The sequence below is a fragment of the Mesorhizobium sp. C264A genome (assembly GCF_040324515.1).
GTDB lineage: Bacteria > Pseudomonadota > Alphaproteobacteria > Rhizobiales > Rhizobiaceae > Mesorhizobium.
In genome coordinates this window covers 1646896-1666046 of the sequence record NZ_JAMYVY010000002.1, presented here as the reverse complement: position 1 = coordinate 1666046, position 19151 = coordinate 1646896, and the positions used below count along the sequence as shown (strand labels likewise).

Here is a 19151-nt window from a genome sequence, read left to right as displayed (position 1 = left end):
CGTTCCGTTTCAAGTCCGATCCGGCAACCTTGTCGCCGGTTCGTTTTACTTCTTCGCCAGTTCCTTGGCCTGCTCGCGCCAGTCGTTGATCTGGTCGGTGCTGAAGGGCATGTGCGCGTCGATCTTGGCCACGTCCTTGTCCGACAGCTTGGCAAGCTGGGCGAAGGTGGTGATGCCCTGCTCGTGCAGCTGGCCGGCGGCAACCGGGCCGATGCCCTTGATCACGGCCAAATCGTCCGGCTCGCCCTTCGGCGCCTTGAACAGCGGCGCGGCGACGGCGGTCTCCGTCTTGGCTTCATCCTTCGGAGCAGCCTCGGCTTTGGCTTCCTTCTTCGCCTTGGCTTCCTTCGGCGCGGCCTCAGCCTTCGCCTCGGGCGCTACGTCAGCCTTGACTTCCTTGGCTTCCACCTTGGCTGCGGCCTTCTTGGAAGGCTTGGCGCCACCCAGCAGGATCTCGGCGATCCGCACGGTGGTCAGAAGCTGGCGGTGGCCGATCTTGCGGCGCGAATTCTGCCGGCGGCGCTTCTTGAAAGCGATGACGGTGCGGTTCTTGCCCTGCTCGACGACTTCCGCCGTGACCAGAGCGCCATCGACGAACGGGGCGCCGAAGGTGACATTTTCGCCTTCGCCATGGGCGAGGACGCTGCCGATTTCGACGATATCGCCGACATTGGCTTCGAGCTTCTCGATCTTCAGGAGATCGTTGGCGGCAACGCGATACTGCTTACCGCCCGTTTTAATGACTGCGAACATTTTTTGCCTTTCGCTGTTCGGTCGGCCTCGATGAGCCGCGTCACGCGGTTCGGCCGTCTTTTGTCAGTCTGCGGGTTCGAAAAACAAGCGGCGTGGAAGAACCCTCCACGCCGATTGCGCGCTTCCCCTAACCGAAGGTTCGGTACGAGTCAAGGCAAACGGGCGGAATCCTTGGCCACGCCGCCTCCTTGCCGCCCCCGATCTCTCCGGTCGAGGACCGGTTGGCCCCATCTGCCGACGTGGCCGCAACGCAGCCCTCCAGACAGAGCCCGCACAGGAAGCTGAATTCCCCCGCGGATTTGGCCTTGTAACCTGCCCGCCCAGCCGTTATCTAGTGCGCCGGCAACGGCCGACCATGACCGCGGAGAGGTGGCAGAGTGGTCGAATGCACCGCACTCGAAATGCGGCATGGGTGCAAGCCCATCGGGGGTTCGAATCCCTCCCTCTCCGCCACCCTACGCCCTGCGGGCTTCGGGTGGCAGGCCACCCGGAACCGCATCTGGGCGTAGGAGTGTCGCCCGAAGCTACGAAGTAGCGTAGGGGGACCGGAATGAAGCAGGATGCCCTCCGAAGCTTCAGCGTAGAGGCTCCCGCTAGGCAACGAGGCCTTGCCTGATCTGGTTTACCTCTTCGATCGGCACGGGATGCCCGGTGAGGAAGCCCTGCATCAAATTTACCCCCAGGCGCTGCAGCAATATGTACTGCTCCTCCGTTTCGACGCCCTCGGCGAGCACGACATGGCCGAGATTGCGAAGCAGCACGACCATGTCCCGCAACAGGCTCAAGCCACGAGACGTCTGGCAATCGTGGAGGAAGCTGCGATCAATCTTGACCACGTCGAATTTGAAGCGGCGGAGCCATGTCAAGCCGGCAAATCCCGTTCCGAAGTCGTCCAGCCAGATCTGAACGCCGAGTTTTCGCAACCGCTCCACGTTTCTTACCGCTTGCGCCTCCAGAAAGATGTCACTGCCTTCAGTGATTTCGATGGCCAGTTTCTGGGGCGCAAGGCCGTGCCTGCCAAGAATCTCGGTGATCCGGAGTGAAAAGTTAGGAGCCTTGAGCTGAAGAACGGAGACGTTCACCGTCACGACCGAGCCCAATCCGTATTCCGCCATGTCACCGCAGGCTCGATCGATCAGCCACGTACCCAGTTCCACGATCGCTCCGGTCTGCTCGGCAACGGGTATGAATACGGACGGACTGATCATGGTGCCGTCGAAGTCGCATACCCGCATCAGACTCTCGTGGCCCAGCACGCGTCCCGACGCCAGCTCGCGAATTGGCTGGTAGGCGACAGAAACGAGCTGGTTGGAAACTGCCACCTTCAGCAGTTCTGAAAGATTTTCGCCGGAGCGATCCTGGCTGGTGGCATGCGGGTCGTAAATCGTGAACGTAGCCCGACCGGCAAACTTGGACGCGTAGAGCGCGCGGTCAGCTTCCTGCAGCAGGATTCTAAGCTCTATGCTCTGATCGGCGCGCGTCAACGACGCCCCGGCACTGATCGTTACGATGTTGAGCTTGTCGCCCCGATCAGGGTGGTAGATATCCAAATCCTCTACAGCGCGACAGAATTTCTTCGTTATCTCATGAAGGTGAGCCCGCCCGGTGACCTTGCAGAGAATGACGAATTCTTCTCCGCCATAGCGGGCCGCGATGGCGTTGTTGGCAGCCGCCATCTCGGAGAGGACATGGGCGAGTTTGATCAGGCAATCGTCGCCGGCCTGATGACCAAGTCCGTCATTGAACCTTTTGAAGTAGTCGACGTCGATCAGAATGAGCCCTATCTCGTCGTCGTCCGCGGCCCAGTCTTCGCGCAGCTCCGAGAATTCTCGAATGATCGCCCTGCGGTTCTTCATTCCCGTGAGCGGATCGGTGTCGGCGATTTCGGTTAGCTTTTGCCCCTTCTTGATAGCAGCCTGCTCCTGGAATTGTGCCCGAAGCGCGTGCAGGAAGGTCTGGTAACGCTCCAGGCTCAGCCGCCACGAAAGATAAAGCGACAAGACGAGGCAGTTCACGAAATAGGCCGACAACACGACCCGACCGGCGATGTCGGCCTGAAGGGAGAACATCGCGGCGTACACAAAGCTTGCGGCGACCGTCGCGGAGGCAAGGGCTGAAAGCCAAAAACGGAAGTTGAAGAACAGATTCGCACCCAGGATGAACACGGTGCCAAAAACCATGAAATGGGAGAGGGCATCCTGATGCTCTGTTCCAACAGCGGAGACGAGCCACCCAAGGGCACCGGATACAATCGCCAGCGCTGCTACAAGGTGCAAGGTGGCAAGGGCAAAGCCCCGTCGGGCGACAAATTCGACAAGCGCCAGGGAAGTGATCCCTAGCGTAACGCGCGTCAAAACAAGCCGGCCGGCGATATCCGGAAAAAGAAACCAATCGAAAAGGCCATAGGCCACATAGCTGAATACAGCAGCCGCAATACCCCATCGCACAAGGCTGCGATTCTCATCGGCATCCTTCTGCAGGAACAGTGTCAGGAGTTCCGGATCGGCGGAATGCCACCGCGGACGTCCAATCGCTGCCGCCACCTTCTGGGCAACGTCCTCGCTCAGTTGCATCGCAACGCTCCTCCGCGATCTGCAGTAGCGAATGCAACAGCCGACGTCGCCTGCGGTCGGGGAATGAAGACGTCCCTGTCCGCAAGAAAAGTCAGATGTCGCTAACCGAGGGTAAACGGGCGGTTCGGATTTAGCCAGTTTGCAGGATTGATGGCCGTTCCGTTGATTAAAATTTTACTAAAATTTTATTAAAATTGTTAGCATTGGTTGGCGGCGCACCTATGCTGCTGGCCGGGGACCGGGGCGGTAAACCGGAGAGTAAACGGCATGCCTATCAAGCCAAAACTGCAGCTCGACCAATACAGCCTGGTCACCACCAGGCTGATGAAGAAACATGTTGCGACCTCCGAAGAGGCGGCTGACTCCGACGAGTTGAGGGACAGCACGGCCCAGCTCGCCCTGATACTGGACCTTGCTCATCAAGCCTTTGCGCGAAACAAACCGGCCGCCCCCGTCGTCCATCGTTTGGCGGGGCGACTCCACAAGCTCCGCCGGCAGGTTGCTACCGCGGTTTGGCAGAAACTCGTTCCTTTGGCTCAGCAGCATCGGGTCGCGGAATATTTGCTCCAGGACCCGTTCACGCGGTGGTCGGTCGAAAAACCGCGCGGGTATTCGGGCGATGCAGGCCTGCTGGATATTTACTACAAGCATCCGATCGCCGACGAGATCGTGGCCTCGTCGACCTTACTTGGTCGGCAAATCTATGCGTACACCAGTGAAGCTGCCAGTTCGGTGGCGGGGCGCGAGCGGCGGGATATTCTGGCCAGGACCGTGGACGAGACGGCCAGCAGTGTGGAAAAGGCTGAGGTGCTGGCGATTGCCTGCGGCCACCTCAGGGAAGCCGAACGCTCCGACGCGTTGGCCAGGCATAAACTGCAACGTTGGATCGGCCTGGATCAGGACCCCGTCAGCGTAGCCACGGTGAACCACGACTTTGCCGGCACGGCAGTCGAGGCAGTCCAGGGTTCCGTACGCGGCATCCTACGCCGCGCCTACGCCCTTGGCACATTCGATCTCGTCTACGCATCGGGGCTTTACGATTACCTGCCGCGTGCCATCGGCGTCCGCCTGCTTCAAAGAGCCATGGAACTCGTCAAGCCCGGTGGCGAATTCCTGTTTGCCAATTTCAGCGACGAGATAACGACGGATGGTTACATGGAGACTTTCATGGATTGGCCGCTCATCCTACGTTCGGCCGACGATATGTGGGACATCATCAATGCCGCCCTCGGCGGGAGTCCTTTCGACGCGAAAGTCTACTATGGCTCGAACCGGAATATCGTTTACGGCAAGGTGAGGAAGGGCGATCTCTAACTAGGCGCGGGAATCGCGCGCGCATCCCCGTAACAAGGTAGGTCTGCCATGACGAGGCCATGCCTTCGCCGGCTTTCCGGCGACGGGCGAGCAGGTCGTCCGGGCTGCGGGCGGCCTACGCCGTGTTCGTTCTGCTTGCCGCCATACAGATGTGGCGGCGGTTCCAGCAGCACGACGGTGCTGCCCGCTCGGCGGGCTGCGTCTGGCCGTGTTGCTGGCACTGCCGCTGATCGCCAGGCTGTCGGTCGTGCAATGCAACGCGACTGGCCGGCCTGATCAGGCCTCGAAATAGCGGGCACGATCGAGATCGGCGATGAGCCCCGGCCCGGTCGGCTGCCATCCCAGCGCAGTGCGGGTCTGCTCACTTGACGCCGACAAGTCCCTGCCGATGAAATGCCCGAGAAAGCCGAAATGCGCAGCCGCGTCCTCGGGGCCTATGGAAGCGACCGGCAGGCCGAGCCGGCGGCCGATGATCTCGGCGATCTCTTTGCTCGCCACGCCCTGTTCGGCAACCGCATGATAGCTGACGCCGCCCGCCCCCTTCTCCACCGCCAGCCTGTACAGGGTGGCGGCGTCGAACCGGTGCACCGCCGCCCAGCGATTTGCGCCGTCGCCAACATAGGCCGAGACGCCCTTTTCACGCGCAATGGCAATCAGCATCGGCACGAAACCGTGATCGCCCTCGCCATGGACCGTCGGCGCCAGCCGCACCGTCGATGCGCGCACCCCGCGCGCTGCGAACGCCACGGCCGTTGCCTCCGAAGCGCGCGGCATGGAGGCCGACGGCGGCGCGGGTTTGTCGTCTTCGGTTGCCGGCCTTCCCTGCGCAAAACCGGCGAGGCCGGAGGTGACAAGCAGCGGCCGCTCGGAACCCTCGAGCGCCGCGCCGAGCGTTTCGATGGCGCGCTGGTCAACTGCGCAACTGGCGGCGAATCTCGAAAAGTCGTGGTTGAAGGCCGTGTGGATGACGCCATCCGATTGGGCAGCGCCGCTGCGCAGGCTGTCGAAATCCTCGATATCGCCGCGATGCGCCTCGGCACCCGCTGCCACGATCGACTTCGCACCTGCTCCCGACCGTGCGAGGCCAAGCACCTGATGGCCCGCCCCGAGCAATTCCCGCACAACCGCCGAACCGACAAAACCGGTGGCGCCCGTAACGAACACACGCATGATCATTTCTCCTTGGTTTTTGTCGAACGCCGTAAAGGCAGCCCGTTGCGAAGGAGATAGAAGTTTGAGATCATACGATCTATACTGTAAAATCCGAGATATCTTCGCAATCGTCCGAGAACGCTCATGGATCCGCTGTCAGACGTGCTGTCGCTACTGAAGCCGCGCAATTACCTGTCGGCTGGGCTGGAAACCGGTGGCGACTGGGCGATCCAGTTTCCTGACCAGCAGGCCGCCATCAAATGCGGCGCCGTGGTGTCCGGCCGATGCTGGCTGTCGGTCGAGGGCGTCCCTGACGCGGTGCGGCTGGACGTGGGCGACTGCTTCCTGTTGCCGCGCGGCCGGCCTTTCCGCCTTGCCAGCGATCTCGGCCTGCCGACGGTCGATGCGCGAACGATCTTTTCACCGGCGCGGACCGGCGGCATCACCGTCCATAATGGCGGCGGCGATTTCCTCCTGGTCAGCAGTCGCTTCACGCTGTCCGGCGACCATGCCGGCATCCTCTTGCGGATGCTGCCGCCCATCGTCCACATCCGCGGCGAGAGCGACCATTCGGCGCTTCGCTGGCCGGTGGAGCGGATGATGCAGGAATTGCGCCAGCGGCGTCCCGGCGGCTTTCTCATCGTCGAGCACCTCGCCCACATGATCCTGATCGAGGCCTTGCGCCTGCATATGACCGCGCAAGGCAATGTCGGCTGGCTGTTCGCACTGACCGACAGGCAGATCGGCGCGGCGATCGGCGCCATGCACGAGGACCCGGCGCATGGCTGGACATTGCAGCAACTGGCGGAGCGCGCGGGCATGTCGCGATCGACTTTTGCGCTCAGATTCAAGCAGACGGTCGGGGCCTCACCCCTGGATTATCTGACGCGCTGGCGCATGATGCTGGCCGGCGACAGGCTGATGCATTCCGGCGATCCGGTTTCCGTCATCGCGCTGGCGCTCGGCTACGAATCCGAAAGCGCCTTCAGCACGGCATTCAAGCGCGTCATGGGCTGTTCGCCGCGGCAGTACAGCCGCCGGGAGCCGGACCTGACTGCGCAGGCCGAACGCGAAGCCGCCTGAGGCGGCGATCCGATCGCCTTGATCACCTTGCCCTTAAAGGCTGAAGCGCGAACGAAACTCGGTGAACGACATCGCCAGATGGTTCTCGTCCACATGGCCGGTGATTCCGTCCACACTGCGCGAGTCGAGTTGTAGCGGGCGAGCCAGAGCGGACAATTGCCGAAGCCGCTCGGATTTCCCAGCGCGCTTCGACCGCTGCGGCCCTTCTGCTCAGATCGATCCCTTGCTTGCTCCATGGCATGCGCTTGACAATCGACTGATTCGCAACCCTTCGGGAATATAAGTATTTCAGTTAACTTAGGGATAATCGGCAGCAGGAACTAGATTTCAGACGCTCAATTGACACGAGCAAAATCGCGTTTTTCATGCTTTCAGAATGACTTGCTCGCGTGCTGGCGGTTAACCGGCACCAACTTCTCCGATTTCCTTGCCTCTACGGCTGGGTAGCGCAATAGGGTTAATTGCGCGATTGCTAATATGCCTATATCTTAGGCGGCGCGGGGGGCCTCATATCTTCCCGCAGTGGCCGGTGCGGTGAAGCCCCACAAGCATGCCCAACCTGCACCGGCCATTCCCTATGGCTGGGTATGGTGTTCCCGCTCGGCAATCTTTTCCAAGAGCTTCCGTGAAGCCTCTAGGACGCGTCGCGTTTCGGCGATGGTCGATTGCAGGGAGTCCAGTTGGCTCTCCGCTCGGAGCTGGCTACGGCGGGCGATTTCAATGAACTGGTGGTCAGGTTCCCACCGGTCTTTCATCGGGCTTAGCCTCTCTACAGACGAACGAACTTGTCGAGAAGCAGGCGTATCCGCTGGCCCTCAGCATAGGACAGCGCAAACGGTTCAATCACGAATGATCGGGTAATTTCCTGGTCTTCCTTGGCCACAGGAACGGACCATTCGCCGCCGGCTTCGACCACTTCCACGCAAGGCAATGCTTTGCGGATTGGACCCACGTTTCCACCACAGCCTCTATACGAAAAGCAATGGTAACCTCGAGTTTTATACTCCCGTCGAAAGCGGGTTTTCAACAACAAAGATGGTCTGAATCATACCATTCGGGTCAGGGATAGCGGCTGCCGACGTAGCGTCTCCAAGGCCGAGAAAACCGCCATCCGCGCGCAACAGCGGGTTTCCATAGTCACGGCTACATCCGAAGAATCGACCGCATAGATTCAGGAATGTGTGTTGTCGTCACGGTTCCATACAATTTGGAAGGCCATTCCCCTACGGCAGGGTAGCGCCAAAATGAAAGGATAAGCGGGCGGGCAAGTTGAAGGCGTACTGATGCCGGATCGGGCTTTGGTCCAGCAAAACCCCTTTCAGCCTGGCGTCTCGGAAAGGTGCGCGGCAATGGCGCTGACAAAAATCGCGCCGAACTCCTTGAGCTTGGCCGCACCTACGCCGTTGACCCCGGCAAAATCGTCGAGGTCTTGCGGACGACGCTCGGCCATGTCGATCAGTGTACGATCCGAAAACACCACATAGGCCGGCACCTGGCGTTCCTTGGCCAGACGCAGCCGCAGCGTCTTCAGCGTCGCGAGCAGCGACGCATCTACATTTTCGCTCTGGGGGCTCTGCCCGGCACGAGCCGCGCGGCGCGCGGCGCGCGTGCGCATCTCGACCCGATACTGGAACGGCACCTCGCCCCGGCCGAGTGCGTGGCCCTTGTCCGCGATGGCCAACCCGCCATGGCCGGCCGGGTCCGGCATCAGGAAACCGTTCGCGACCAGCTGGCGAATCATAGATTGCCAAAAATCCTTCTTGTGCGCGGCGCCATTGCCGAAGGCTGCCAGCCTGTGATGCCCCCTTGCCGCGATCTTTTCAGTCTCGTGGCCGATCAGGATGTCGATGACATGGCCGGCGCCGAAGCGCTCGCCGCTCTGCGCCACCGCCGCCAGGATGAGGCGCGCCTCGGCGGTGCCGTCGGCGCGCGGCGCCTGTTCCAGGCAATTGTCGCAATTGCCGCAAGGGACCGCCTCTTCACCGAAATAACCGAGCAGCACCTGGCGGCGGCACTCGGCCGTCTCGCAATAGCCGATCAGCGTATCGAGCCGGCCATGCGAGCGGCGCTTGTGTTCGACAGCGGCGTCCTCGTCGTCGATGAACATGCGGCGCATGCGGATATCGCCGAGGCCGTAAAGCATATGCGCCTCAGCCGCCCGCCCGTCACGACCGGCACGGCCGATCTCCTGGTAATAGGCTTCCAGGCTGCCGGGCAGATCGGTGTGGAAGACATAGGCGACATCAGGCTTGTCGATCCCCATGCCGAAGGCGATGGTCGCCACCATGACGACGCCCGACAGGGTCATGAAGGCGTTTTGATTCGCATCGCGCGCCTCCTTGCTCATCCCGGCGTGATAGGCGAGCGCGGTCACGCCGTTCTTTTCGAGAAACGCCGCCATCTCTTCGGTCTTCTTGCGCGACAGGCAGTAGACGATGCCGCTGCGCCCCTGATGGCGCTCGATGAAGTTGAGCAACTGCCGCTTGCTGTCCTGCTTGGGCTCGATGGCAAGCTTGATGTTGGGCCGGTCGAAGCCAAGCACCTGCGTTTCGACACGCCCGCCAAACAGCCGTCTCTCGATGTCTGCCCGCGTCGTCTCGTCCGCCGTCGCCGTCACCGCAATGATCGGTACGTCGGGAAAGATGCCACGCAGCTGCGACAGGTCATCATATTCGCGCCGGAACGCCGGCCCCCACTGCGAAATGCAATGCGCCTCGTCGATGGCGATCAGGCTGACATCGAGCCTGGCAAGCGCATCCAGCATCCGCTCGGTCATCAGCCGTTCCGGCGCGAGGTAGAGCAGCCGCGTCTGGCCCGACGCGACGCGGCGCCATGCCGCGACATTGGCATCACGGTCTATCGAGGAATTGATCGTATCGGCGGCGACGCCGGCGAGGCGCAGTGCCGCGACCTGATCCTGCATCAGCGCCACCAGCGGCGAAACGACAATGGTCAGCCCACCCTTGACCAGCGCCGGAACCTGGTAGCACAGCGATTTGCCGGCACCCGTTGGCATGACGGCCAGCACATGGCGGCCGCCAAGCAGCGCCTCCATCACCGCGGCCTGTCCGGGACGGAAATCGTCGAAGCCGAACACGTCCTTGAGGACGCGCCGTTTGCGATCGTGCGTCGGCACGCTTGTCGTCGATATCTGCATCACTGATGTTTTTGCGATCGGCCGCCCGAAGCAGCGGCGTGGCCAGAACGATTAGCGCAGCCCCTGCGTGACCACAACAAGCAGCAGCAACACCCCACCGGCGATCGACCTGATTGGCATCGTTAAACCTATCTTCACCATGTTGCGGCACCGTCCAACCCTGCGGCGATGTTTCGAGTACCGCTGCGCCACGAGCGCACAGGCAACAGCCCGCGCCTCCCCAGGAGGCGCGGGTTTCCTGTTTCTGGAATTGCCGAAAAAGGTTCAGGCCAGGAAATCGGCGCGGTGCGGGGTAAAGCTGTCGACCAGGCGCCCGGCCTCCAGCGCCTTGACGCCGTGCACCAGATTGGACGGCACGATGAAGCTGCCGCCGGTCTCGATGGTCGCGGTGCGGCCGTCGATGGTCACCTCGAAGCGACCTTCGGCGACATAGCTGGCCTGGACATGCGGGTGCGAATGCAGTGCGCCGACGCCGCCCTTGTCGAAACCGAACTCGACCATCATCAGTTCGTCGGTGTGCAGGAGAACGCGCCGCCTGTTGCCGTCCGGCGTCGGCGTCCAGGCGCTCTCGCCGGGCTGCGCGAAGATCTTTGCCTCGGTCATTGTCCTCTCCTCATCGCGCCAGCCAGCCGCCGTCGACCGGAACCACGGCGCCATGCATATAGTCGGACGCCGGCGCCAGCAGGAAGACGGCGGCGTCGCCTATGTCTTCCGGCCCGCCCCAACGGCCGGCCGGGATGCGCGCCAGTATGGCGGCGCTGCGGTCGGGATCGGCGCGCAGCGCCTGCGTGTTGTTGGTTTCGATATAGCCGGGCGCAATCGCATTGACGTTGATGCCTTTCGCCGCCCATTCGCAGGCGAGCAGCCTTGTGACGCCGAGCGCGCCATGTTTCGACGCGGTGTAGGAGGCGACACGAATGCCGCCCTGGAAACTCAGCACCGAGGCGATGTTGACGATCTTGCCGCGCCGGCCCGGATCGGCCAGCACGCGCCTGGCAAAACCCTGGCTCAAAAAGAACAGCGTCTTCAGATTGACGTCGATGACGTCGTCCCAGTCGGTTTCCGAGAAATCGACCGCATCGGCGCGGCGGATGACGCCGGCATTGTTGACCAGGCCGTCGAGCGGTCCGGTCTTTTCCCACACCTGGTCGAGCATGGCCTTGGCGGCTACGTGATCGGCGAGATCGCACTGCACGGCCTCAAATGGCCCGCCCAGTTCGCTGACCCTCTTTTGCGTATCGTCCATCGCCGAGCGGCCGACGCCGATCACCGTACCGCCGGCGCGCGCGATCGAGACGGCGATGCCTTGGCCGATGCCGGTGTTCGCGCCGGTGACCAGGATACGCTTGCCGGCCAGGCTGAAGGAGGAAGGGCCGCTCAACGCAATTCACCCAGCGGCACCGGATCGACATCGGTGTAGTCGACATTGTCGCCGGCCATCGCCCAGATGAAGGCATAGTTCGAGGTGCCGGCCCCCGAATGGATCGACCAGCCCGGCGACAGCACCGCCTCCTCGTTGGCCATCACCAGATGCCGCGTTTCGTCCGGCTCGCCCATGAAATGGAAGACGCGCGCCGTCTCCGGCAGGTCGAAATAGAGATAGGCCTCCATGCGCCGGTCATGCACATGGCAAGGCATGGTGTTCCACACCGAGCCCGGCGCCAGCTGCGTCATGCCGACCACCAGCTGGCAGGTCTTGACGCCATCGGCATGAATGAACTGGAAGATCGAGCGTTCGTTGCAGGTTTCCTTGCTGCCGAGATCGAGGCGCTTGGCATCGCCAATGCGGATCAGCCGGTTGGGATGGGTGTGATGCGCAGGCGCGCTGAGCAGATAGAACTTGGCCAGTGCGCCCTCTTCGGCCGATGCGAACGAAACGTCGGTGCTGCCCATGCCGAGATAGAGCATGTCGCGCGCCTGCAACTGGTGGGTCTCGCCATTTGCCGTCACCGAGCCGGCGCCGCCGATATTGACGATGATCAGTTCGCGGCGGTCGAGAAAATTCTTGGTCCCCGTCGGCTTGATCGCTTCCAGCGGCAGCGCTGTCCCTTCCGGCACGGCGCCGCCGACGATCATGCGGTCATAATGGGCATAGGTCAGGCTGACGCGTCCCGGCTGGAACAGGTCGTCAATATGGAAGTTGTGCCGCAGTTCGTCGGTGCCCATGGAAGCCGCGGCGACCGGGTCGATGGCGAAACGCGAGGTGAAATCGGTATGCGGGTGACTTTGAGTCATTGCTGCTCCAGCTGAATGAATGGCTATTTGGTTGCCGACGCCTTGACCGAGTCGGCGTAGTAGACCTGGCGGGCGTGCAGCCGCTCGCGGTAGCGCTCTTGGCTGGCGGTGAGATGAGCGCGCATCGCCTCGCGCGCAGCTTCGGCGTCGCCCGAGGTGATCGCATTCAGGATCACCAGATGCTCGCGCTGCAGCCCGCGCTGATAGCTGTCGGATTGCACAAGTTCCGTCGACCAGGGCGAGGTCACGTCGCAGGGAATGGCGCGGCGTCCGAGCACATCGAGCATCTCGACATAGAACGGGTTGTTGGTGGCGCTGGCGATTGCCCGGTGGAAGGCGAGATCGGCCGGACCGGTCGGCTCGCTGTTGAGAAGCAGCCGTTCGAATTCGAAGAACGCTTCCTGGATCGCTGCTTCCTGCGCGGCGTTGCGGCGAATGGCGGCGAGCCCGGCCGATTCGATTTCGACGGCCAGGCGCACTTCGAGCACATTGAGCGCGATGGAATCCTTGCTGCCCATGTCGGCGGCGAGCGCGCCGAACATCGTTGAGATGTGCTCGGTGACGAACACGCCTGCGCCCTGGCGCGCCTCGACCAGCCCGTCGGCGGCGAGCTTGGCCAGCGCTTCGCGGATGACGGTGCGGCTGACGCCGAAGGTCTCGGTCAGCTGGCCCTCGGTCGGCAATTTGTGGCCGGGCAGGATCTCGCCCGCCTGCAACTGCTTGCGGATCGCCGCAACGACGGTCTCCGACAGTTTGGGTTTTCTCTCGACCCTGAGATCAACAGCGCTATCCGATGCCATATCGCACCCCTGTTTGAAGACGCCTATTTGAACACGCTCGGCAACCAGAGCGAAATCGCCGGAATATAGGTCACCAGCCCCAGAACCACGATGCCCGCGCCATAGAACGGCCAGATCGAGCGCATCGCTTCCCAGACCGTAATCTTGCCGACGGCACAGGCGACGAACTGCACCGTGCCGACCGGTGGCGTGTTGAGGCCAATGCCGAGATTGAGGATGGTGATGACGCCGAAATGCACGGGGTCGACGCCGTAATGGGTGACCAGCGGCAGGAAGATCGGCGTGCAGATGATGATCATCGGCCCCATGTCCATGAAGGTGCCGAGCAGCAGCATCAAGACGTTGAGCAGAAGCAGCACCACCAGCGGATCGGTGGAGATGGCGTTCATGCCTGCGATCAGCAACACCGGCACTTTGAGATAGGCCATCAGCCAGCTGAACGAGGCCGCCGTGCCGATGATCAGCAGCACCATTGAGGTCGTGCGCACCGCGCCCTTTGTGGCATGGACGAAATCGCCCCAGGCCATCGACCGGTAGACGAAGACGGTGACCAGCAAAGCGTAGATGATGGCGATGCAGGAGCTTTCCGTCGCCGTGAAAATGCCCGAGCGAACGCCGCCGAAGATGATCCCGATGAGCAGAAGTCCGGGGATGGCGATGACCGCCAGCTGGCCGACACGCGAGAAGCCGGGAAAAGCCTCGACCGGGTAGCCGCGGCTGCGGGCGACGAAATAGGCGGTGACCATCAGCGAAGCGGCGAACAGCAGACCCGGCAGGATACCGGCGGTGAACAGGTCGGCGATCGAAATCTTGCCGCCGCCGGCGATCGAATAGATGATCATGTTCTGCGACGGCGGCAGAAGCAGCGCGATCAGCGCCGCCATCGAGGTGACGTTGACGGCATAGTCGGCTCCGTAGCCGCGCGCTTTCATCTGCGGGATCATCAGCCCGCCGACGGCAGCGGCTTCCGCCACCGCCGAGCCGGAAATGCCGCCGAACAACGTCGCGGCGATGATGTTGACCTGACCGAGCCCACCGCGGACATGACCGACCAGCGAGCCGGCAAAGGAAACGATGCGCTGCGCGATGCCGCCGCGCACCATCAGGTCGCCGGCAAAGATGAAGAACGGGATCGCCATCAGCGAGAACGCCGACATGCCCGACTTCAATTGCTGGAACACCACCAGGGGCGGCAGGCCGAGATAAAGCACGGTGGCGAAGGACGCCGCACCCAGGCAAAAGGCGATCGGCGTGCCGGCAAACATCAAAAGCGTGAAGACGCCAAACAGGATCCAGAGTTCCATCTAGGCCTCCTGCACGGCCGGCATTTCCGGCACTTCTTCGAGATTGATATCCTTGTCGATGTCGGCGCCGGACCAGCGCAGCGCGATGCGTTCGGCCGAGAACAGGCAGATCAGAAAGCCGCCGGCAACCAGCGGCAGATAGTCGAAACCGCCGGGAAGTTCGAGCGCCGGGATGACAGTGTGCCAGGTCAGCCCGACCAGCTTGCAGCCGTACCAGACCATGCCGAAGCCGAAGCCGAACGCGATCAGGTCGGACAGGGTGCGCAGCGCCCATTTGCTGCCCTTGGGCAGGATATAGAGCAGCACGTCGAAGCCCATATGGTAATTCTCGCGCACGCCGACGGCAGCGCCCAGGAAGATGAACCAGTTCATCAGCATGATGGCGGTGACTTCGGTCCAGCTCGGTGACGCGTTGAGCACGAAGCGGGAAAACACCTGGTAGGCAACAAGCGCGGTCATGGCGACCATCCCGATGCCCGCGAGATAGAGCGCACCGTCGCAAATCTTCGAAAGCACCGCGCTGAAGCGCGGTGGCGCTCCGCTCCTGGCCGTTCCCGCAGTCATCCGATCCTCCCGGTCTTTCCGTCCCCTAAAAGCGATTGGCGGGGCGGCGCCATGCCGCCCCGCCAGAAAATCACTTGGTCGCCTGGATGCGCGTCGCGAGGTCCTTGAGCTCCGGCGTCTTCAGATACTTGTCGTAGACCGGCTTCATCGCATCGATCAGCGGCTGCTTGTCGATCTCGCTGACCTTGACGCCGGCCTTCTCGACGATCTCTCGCGACTTCTTCTCCTGCGCGTCCCACAATTCGCGCATCTTGACGACGCTATCCTTGGCCGCCTGCTTGACGATCGCCTGGTCTTCCGGCGTCAGTCTGTCCCAGCTCGATTTCGACATCACCAGCACTTCCGGCACGATCTGGTGCTGGTCGACGGTATAGTGCTTGGCGACTTCGTAGTGCTTGGCGGATTCGAAGCTGGGCCAGTTGTTCTCGGCGCCGTCGATGACGCCGGTTTCGAGCGCCGAATAGACCTCGCCATAGGCCATCGGCGTGGCGTTTGCGCCAAGCGCGTTGACCATGTCGACGAACACGTCGGACTGGATGACGCGGAACTTCATGCCTTTCAGATCGGCGATCGAGGTGATGTCCTTCTTGGTGTTGTAGAAGGAACGGGCGCCGGAATCGTAGAAGGCAAGGCCGACCAGATCATGCGTCTCGAAGGCCTTGAGGATCTCGTCGCCGATCGGCCCGTCCATGACATGGCGCATGTGCTCGACCGAACGGAACATGTAGGGCAGCGACGGCACCGCGGTTTCCGGCACGATGCCGTTGAACGGACCCATCGAGACGCGGTTCAGATCGATTACACCGGTCTGCGTCTGCTCGATCGTGTCTTTTTCCTCGCCGAGCTGCGCCGAATGATAGACCTCGACCGAATAGCGGCCGGCGGTGCGCTCCTTGATGAGCTCGCCGAGATATTTGACCGCCTCGACGGTCGGATACCCGTCCGGATGGGTGTCGGCCGAGCGCAGTACGGTCTGGGCGCCGGCAACGCCGATCATCAGCGAGCCGAAGGCGAATGTGGCTGCCATCAGTTTTGAAAAATGCAACATGACTGTCTTCCTCCCTTTTAAAATTCCACGCGCCCGGCTCACAGCCGGTACGCCTTCTTGGCAAGCGTGTAGGCAAGCTCCCGCGCCAGCTCATGCGCCTCGTCCTCACGCAGCCGGTGCTCGGCGACGAGACGGGCGAGAAAGGCGCAGTCAACCCGGCGCGCCACATCGTGACGGGCGGGAATCGACGGAAAGGCACGGGTGTCATCGTTGAAGCCGACGGTGTTGTAGAAGCCGGCGGTCTCGGTGGTCATCTCGCGGAACCGGCGCATGCCTTCCGGACTGTCGTGGAACCACCAGGCCGGCCCGAGCTTCAACGCCGGATAGACGCCGGCCAGCGGCGCCAGTTCGCGCGCGTAGCTGGTCTCGTCGAGCGTGAACAGAATGATGGAGAGGTCGCGCTCCAGCCCGACGCAGTCGAGCAAGGGTTTGAGCGCCGCGGCATAGTCGGTGCGGGTCGGAATATCGAAGCCTTTGTCGCGGCCGAATTTTTGGAAAACACCAGGCGAGTGGTTGCGCCAGGAGCCGGGATGGATCTGCATGACCAGCCCGTCGTCGCGGCTCATCTTGGCCATTTCGGTCAGCATCTGGGCGCGAAACAGCTTGCGCTCGCGCTCGTCGTCCGAGCCGCGGCGGATGCGGTTGAACAGCTCTTCCGCCGCCGCATCGGAAAGATTGGCGGTCTCGGCCGTCGGATGGCCGTGGTCCGACGAGGTTGCGCCGAAGCTTTTGAAGAAGGCGCGGCGCTGGCGATGCGCGTCGAGATAGCCGGCCCATGTGCCGGTGTCGCAGCCGGCGATCTCGCCCAGACGATCGAGATTGGCCGAAAATCCTTCGAAGTCGGGATCGACGACGGCATCCGGCCTGTAGGCAGTGATGACGCGGCCCTGCCAGCCGCTGTCGCGGATCGTCTTGTGCCATTGGAGATCGTCGAGTGCGCCCTCGGTCGTCGCGATGACCTCGATGTTGAAGCGCTCGAACAGCGCGCGTGGGCGATAATCGTCGCGCTGCAAAAGCGCCGCGATGGTGTCGTAATGGCGGCTAGCGGTGCTGGCGTTGAGCGGCTCTTCGATGCCGAACAGATGCTCGAGCACATGGTCGAGCCACAACCGCGTCGGCGTGCCGCGGAAGAGGTAATAGTGCTCGGCGAAGCGCCGCCAGATCGCCCTGGGATCGGTCTCGACCGGCGAGCCGTCGAGGGTCGGGACGCCGAGATCTTCCAGCCGCACGCCCTGGCTGAACAGCATACGGAAAATGTAGTGGTCGGGCACCACCAGCAATTGCGCGGGATCGGGGAATGGCTCGTTGAGCGCATACCAACGCGGATCGGTGTGGCCGTGCGGGCTGATGATCGGCAGGTCCTTGATGCCGGCATGGAGATCGCGCGCGATCGACAGCGCGCGCCCTTCGGCGGCAAAAAGCAGATCCGGATCGGTCAGTCCCGCCACGTCGTTCCTCCCAGGGGCGATATCGGTAGGATTGGAAAGAAATAATGTCAACATACAAAAACTGGATTGTTGTATGATGACTTTTAACCGGCGTCAGGTCATTGTGCGGCGGAAGAGCGGATGTTACGCCGCTAGCAGATCCCGCCCCGCACACCATCCAGCGACAAGCCGCGCCCAACAAGCCAAGCCATGACCAGCAGACGCCTTTCCAACGCAACAGTGCAATCCTTGCCGGCCTCGGTCGCGGTCCCCCCTATGATCGCGCCAGTGTCGCCCCAGGCATCGTCCATCTCGGCGTTGGAGCCTTCCACCGTGCCCATCAGGCCGCCTATGTCGATGACTGCCTAGCGGCCGGCGAGACCGGCTGGGGCATTGTCGGCGTCTCGCTGCGCAGCCCCGACACGCGCGATGCGCTGACGCCACAGGACGGGCTCTACACGCTGGCGGTGCGCGGCAGCGATGGCGAAGCGCTGCACATTATCGGCTCGATCCAGTCGATGCTGGTCGCGCCGGAAGACCCCGGCGCGGTGCTGGCCGCGCTGACCGACCCGCGCACCCGCATCGTCACCCTGACCATCACCGAAAAGGCCTATCTCAGGGCCGCCGACGGCAGCCTCGACGAAAACCATCCCGATATCGTCCACGATCTGGGCAATCCCGCATCTCCCAGGACAGCGCATGGATTCCTGGCGGAAGCGCTGGTGCGACGCCGGGCCGCCGGCACGCCGCCCTTCACCGTGCTTTGCTGCGACAACCTGCCGGCCAATGGCGCCACGCTGCACCGGCTGCTGGTCGGGTTTGCAAAACTGCGCGATGCCGGCGCTGCTGCTTCAGGCGACGCTGCCCTCGCCGGTCATATAGCCGATGACGTTGCATTCCCATCGAGCATGGTCGACCGCATCGTGCCGGCAACCACCGATGCCGACCGGGCGCGCATCGCGGTCGAACTCGGCCTCGAGGACGCCTGGCCGGTGATGACCGAACCGTTCCGGCAATGGGTGATCGAAAACAGGTTTCCAGCCGGCCGCCCGGCCTGGGAGAAATTCGGCGTCACCATGGTCGAGGATGTCCGGCCGTTCGAGGACATGAAGCTTCGGCTGCTCAACGGCGCCCATTCGGGCATCGCCTATATCGGCCTGCTCAGCGGCCACGTCACCGTCGACCGCGCCTTCGCGGATCCCGCGATCCGCGCGTTCGTCGACCGGCTCTGGGCCGAGGCCATCCCGACATTGCCTGGGGATGCCGGGCTCGACACGTCAGCCTATACGGCCGAACTTGCCGAACGTTTCTCCAACACCGCGCTGGCCCACCGCACCGCGCAGATCGCCAATGACGGCAGCCAGAAATTGCCGCAGCGCATTGTCGCTACCGCCATCGAGTGCATCCAGGCCGGCCTGGTCCCGGAGCATCTGACGCTGGTGATCGCCGCCTGGATCGCCGCCTGCGAGGCGCGCGGCAAGGACCTGCCGGAAGCCCACTTTACCGATCCGCTCGACGCGGCGCTGGCGGCGCTCGACGAACGACGGATGCTGGAACGAGTAGCGGCGGTGTTCGACTGGGCCGGCTTCGCCAGCGGCAAGCCCGAGCGGCAGACGCTGATCGAACTGGTCGCCGCTCATCGCGAGCATATCCTGCAAGGCGGGATCGTGCTTGCGCTCTCAGCGCTCGGCATACCGGAGCCGACAAACGTAGGCTGAAGCTGGTCCGGAACCGCCCATTT

Annotated in this window: 15 protein-coding genes, 1 tRNA gene and 1 pseudogene; 4 read left to right on the top strand and 13 right to left on the bottom strand. The window is 62.7% G+C overall.

Annotation, left to right across the window (positions count from 1 at the left end):
• Positions 1-45: 45 nt before the first annotated feature.
• Complete coding sequence (locus NKL04_RS27130; protein WP_023700236.1) at positions 46-753, bottom strand: 50S ribosomal protein L21; 708 nt, start codon at positions 751-753, stop codon at positions 46-48.
• Between the two features lie 363 nt (positions 754-1116).
• Between NKL04_RS27130 and NKL04_RS27125 the strand changes: the two genes are divergently transcribed.
• A tRNA-Ser gene (locus NKL04_RS27125) sits at positions 1117-1206 on the top strand.
• 140 nt (positions 1207-1346) lie between these two features.
• Here NKL04_RS27125 and NKL04_RS27120 read toward each other — a convergent pair.
• Complete coding sequence (locus NKL04_RS27120) at positions 1347-3326, bottom strand: putative bifunctional diguanylate cyclase/phosphodiesterase (protein WP_023700235.1); 1980 nt, start codon at positions 3324-3326, stop codon at positions 1347-1349.
• Positions 3327-3593: 267 nt separating this feature from the next.
• On the opposite strand from NKL04_RS27120, the gene NKL04_RS27115 reads away from it, so the two are divergent.
• Entirely contained in the window at positions 3594-4640 is a 1047-nt protein-coding gene (locus NKL04_RS27115) for a class I SAM-dependent methyltransferase (protein WP_023684116.1), read from the top strand.
• 276 nt (positions 4641-4916) lie between these two features.
• On the opposite strand, the gene NKL04_RS27110 is transcribed toward NKL04_RS27115, so the two are convergent.
• Complete coding sequence (locus NKL04_RS27110; protein ID WP_023700234.1) at positions 4917-5810, bottom strand: SDR family oxidoreductase; 894 nt, start codon at positions 5808-5810, stop codon at positions 4917-4919.
• Between the two features lie 126 nt (positions 5811-5936).
• Here NKL04_RS27110 and NKL04_RS27105 point away from each other — a divergent pair, with 126 nt between their 5' ends.
• A complete protein-coding gene (locus NKL04_RS27105) occupies positions 5937-6875 on the top strand; it encodes an AraC family transcriptional regulator (RefSeq protein WP_023693170.1) in 939 nt (312 codons plus the stop codon).
• Between the two features lie 769 nt (positions 6876-7644).
• Here the strand turns inward: NKL04_RS27105 and NKL04_RS27100 are convergent.
• From NKL04_RS27100 to uxaC, 10 genes are all read right to left on the bottom strand, one after another.
• Positions 7645-7797: a hypothetical protein gene (locus NKL04_RS27100; RefSeq protein WP_023684112.1), complete on the bottom strand. Its 153-nt coding sequence runs from the start codon at positions 7795-7797 to the stop codon at positions 7645-7647.
• A 396-nt stretch (positions 7798-8193) separates the two neighbouring features.
• The gene (gene recQ / locus NKL04_RS27095; RefSeq protein WP_023700232.1) at positions 8194-10032 is read right to left on the bottom strand and encodes a DNA helicase RecQ; all 1839 of its coding nucleotides are present in this window, start codon (positions 10030-10032) and stop codon (positions 8194-8196) included.
• Positions 10033-10296: 264 nt separating this feature from the next.
• Positions 10297-10635: a cupin domain-containing protein gene (locus NKL04_RS27090; protein ID WP_023700231.1), complete on the bottom strand. Its 339-nt coding sequence runs from the start codon at positions 10633-10635 to the stop codon at positions 10297-10299.
• A gap of 10 nt (positions 10636-10645) precedes the next feature.
• Positions 10646-11413 carry a 2-dehydro-3-deoxy-D-gluconate 5-dehydrogenase KduD gene (kduD, locus tag NKL04_RS27085; RefSeq protein ID WP_023700230.1) on the bottom strand — a complete coding sequence of 256 codons (768 nt, stop codon included), beginning with the start codon at positions 11411-11413 and terminating at the stop codon, positions 10646-10648.
• Complete coding sequence (gene kduI / locus NKL04_RS27080; RefSeq protein WP_023668681.1) at positions 11410-12267, bottom strand: 5-dehydro-4-deoxy-D-glucuronate isomerase; 858 nt, start codon at positions 12265-12267, stop codon at positions 11410-11412. Before kduI ends, kduD begins: the two co-directional genes overlap by 4 nt.
• Before the next feature lie 23 nt (positions 12268-12290).
• Positions 12291-13067 carry a FadR/GntR family transcriptional regulator gene (locus NKL04_RS27075; protein ID WP_023700229.1) on the bottom strand — a complete coding sequence of 259 codons (777 nt, stop codon included), beginning with the start codon at positions 13065-13067 and terminating at the stop codon, positions 12291-12293.
• A 23-nt stretch (positions 13068-13090) separates the two neighbouring features.
• Entirely contained in the window at positions 13091-14371 is a 1281-nt protein-coding gene (locus NKL04_RS27070; RefSeq protein WP_023684106.1) for a TRAP transporter large permease, read from the bottom strand.
• Positions 14372-14935, bottom strand: coding sequence for a TRAP transporter small permease (locus NKL04_RS27065; RefSeq protein ID WP_023668678.1), 564 nt, complete (start codon positions 14933-14935; stop codon positions 14372-14374). It abuts the gene before it with no gap.
• 70 nt (positions 14936-15005) lie between these two features.
• Positions 15006-15983: a TRAP transporter substrate-binding protein gene (locus NKL04_RS27060; protein ID WP_023684104.1), complete on the bottom strand. Its 978-nt coding sequence runs from the start codon at positions 15981-15983 to the stop codon at positions 15006-15008.
• Positions 15984-16021: 38 nt separating this feature from the next.
• The gene (uxaC, locus tag NKL04_RS27055; protein ID WP_023698223.1) at positions 16022-17431 is read right to left on the bottom strand and encodes a glucuronate isomerase; all 1410 of its coding nucleotides are present in this window, start codon (positions 17429-17431) and stop codon (positions 16022-16024) included.
• Positions 17432-17620: 189 nt separating this feature from the next.
• On the opposite strand from uxaC, the pseudogene NKL04_RS27050 reads away from it, so the two are divergent.
• A pseudogene (locus NKL04_RS27050) lies at positions 17621-19128 on the top strand (mannitol dehydrogenase family protein).
• Positions 19129-19151: the final 23 nt, after the last annotated feature.

What these genes read in the sequence shown, in the direction of transcription:
- kduI (WP_023668681.1), bottom strand. Translation starts at nt 12,267, where the DNA reads ATGACTCAAAGTCACCCGCATACCGATTTCACCTCGCGTTTCGCCATC.
- NKL04_RS27090 (WP_023700231.1), bottom strand. Translation starts at nt 10,635, where the DNA reads ATGACCGAGGCAAAGATCTTCGCGCAGCCCGGCGAGAGCGCCTGGACG.
- NKL04_RS27115 (WP_023684116.1), top strand. Translation starts at nt 3,594, where the DNA reads ATGCCTATCAAGCCAAAACTGCAGCTCGACCAATACAGCCTGGTCACC.
- NKL04_RS27130 (WP_023700236.1), bottom strand. Translation starts at nt 753, where the DNA reads ATGTTCGCAGTCATTAAAACGGGCGGTAAGCAGTATCGCGTTGCCGCC.
- NKL04_RS27060 (WP_023684104.1), bottom strand. Translation starts at nt 15,983, where the DNA reads ATGTTGCATTTTTCAAAACTGATGGCAGCCACATTCGCCTTCGGCTCG.
- NKL04_RS27075 (WP_023700229.1), bottom strand. Translation starts at nt 13,067, where the DNA reads ATGGCATCGGATAGCGCTGTTGATCTCAGGGTCGAGAGAAAACCCAAA.
- NKL04_RS27070 (WP_023684106.1), bottom strand. Translation starts at nt 14,371, where the DNA reads ATGGAACTCTGGATCCTGTTTGGCGTCTTCACGCTTTTGATGTTTGCC.
- NKL04_RS27120 (WP_023700235.1), bottom strand. Translation starts at nt 3,326, where the DNA reads ATGCAACTGAGCGAGGACGTTGCCCAGAAGGTGGCGGCAGCGATTGGA.
- recQ (WP_023700232.1), bottom strand. Translation starts at nt 10,032, where the DNA reads ATGCAGATATCGACGACAAGCGTGCCGACGCACGATCGCAAACGGCGC.
- NKL04_RS27065 (WP_023668678.1), bottom strand. Translation starts at nt 14,935, where the DNA reads ATGACTGCGGGAACGGCCAGGAGCGGAGCGCCACCGCGCTTCAGCGCG.
- NKL04_RS27110 (WP_023700234.1), bottom strand. Translation starts at nt 5,810, where the DNA reads ATGCGTGTGTTCGTTACGGGCGCCACCGGTTTTGTCGGTTCGGCGGTT.
- NKL04_RS27105 (WP_023693170.1), top strand. Translation starts at nt 5,937, where the DNA reads ATGGATCCGCTGTCAGACGTGCTGTCGCTACTGAAGCCGCGCAATTAC.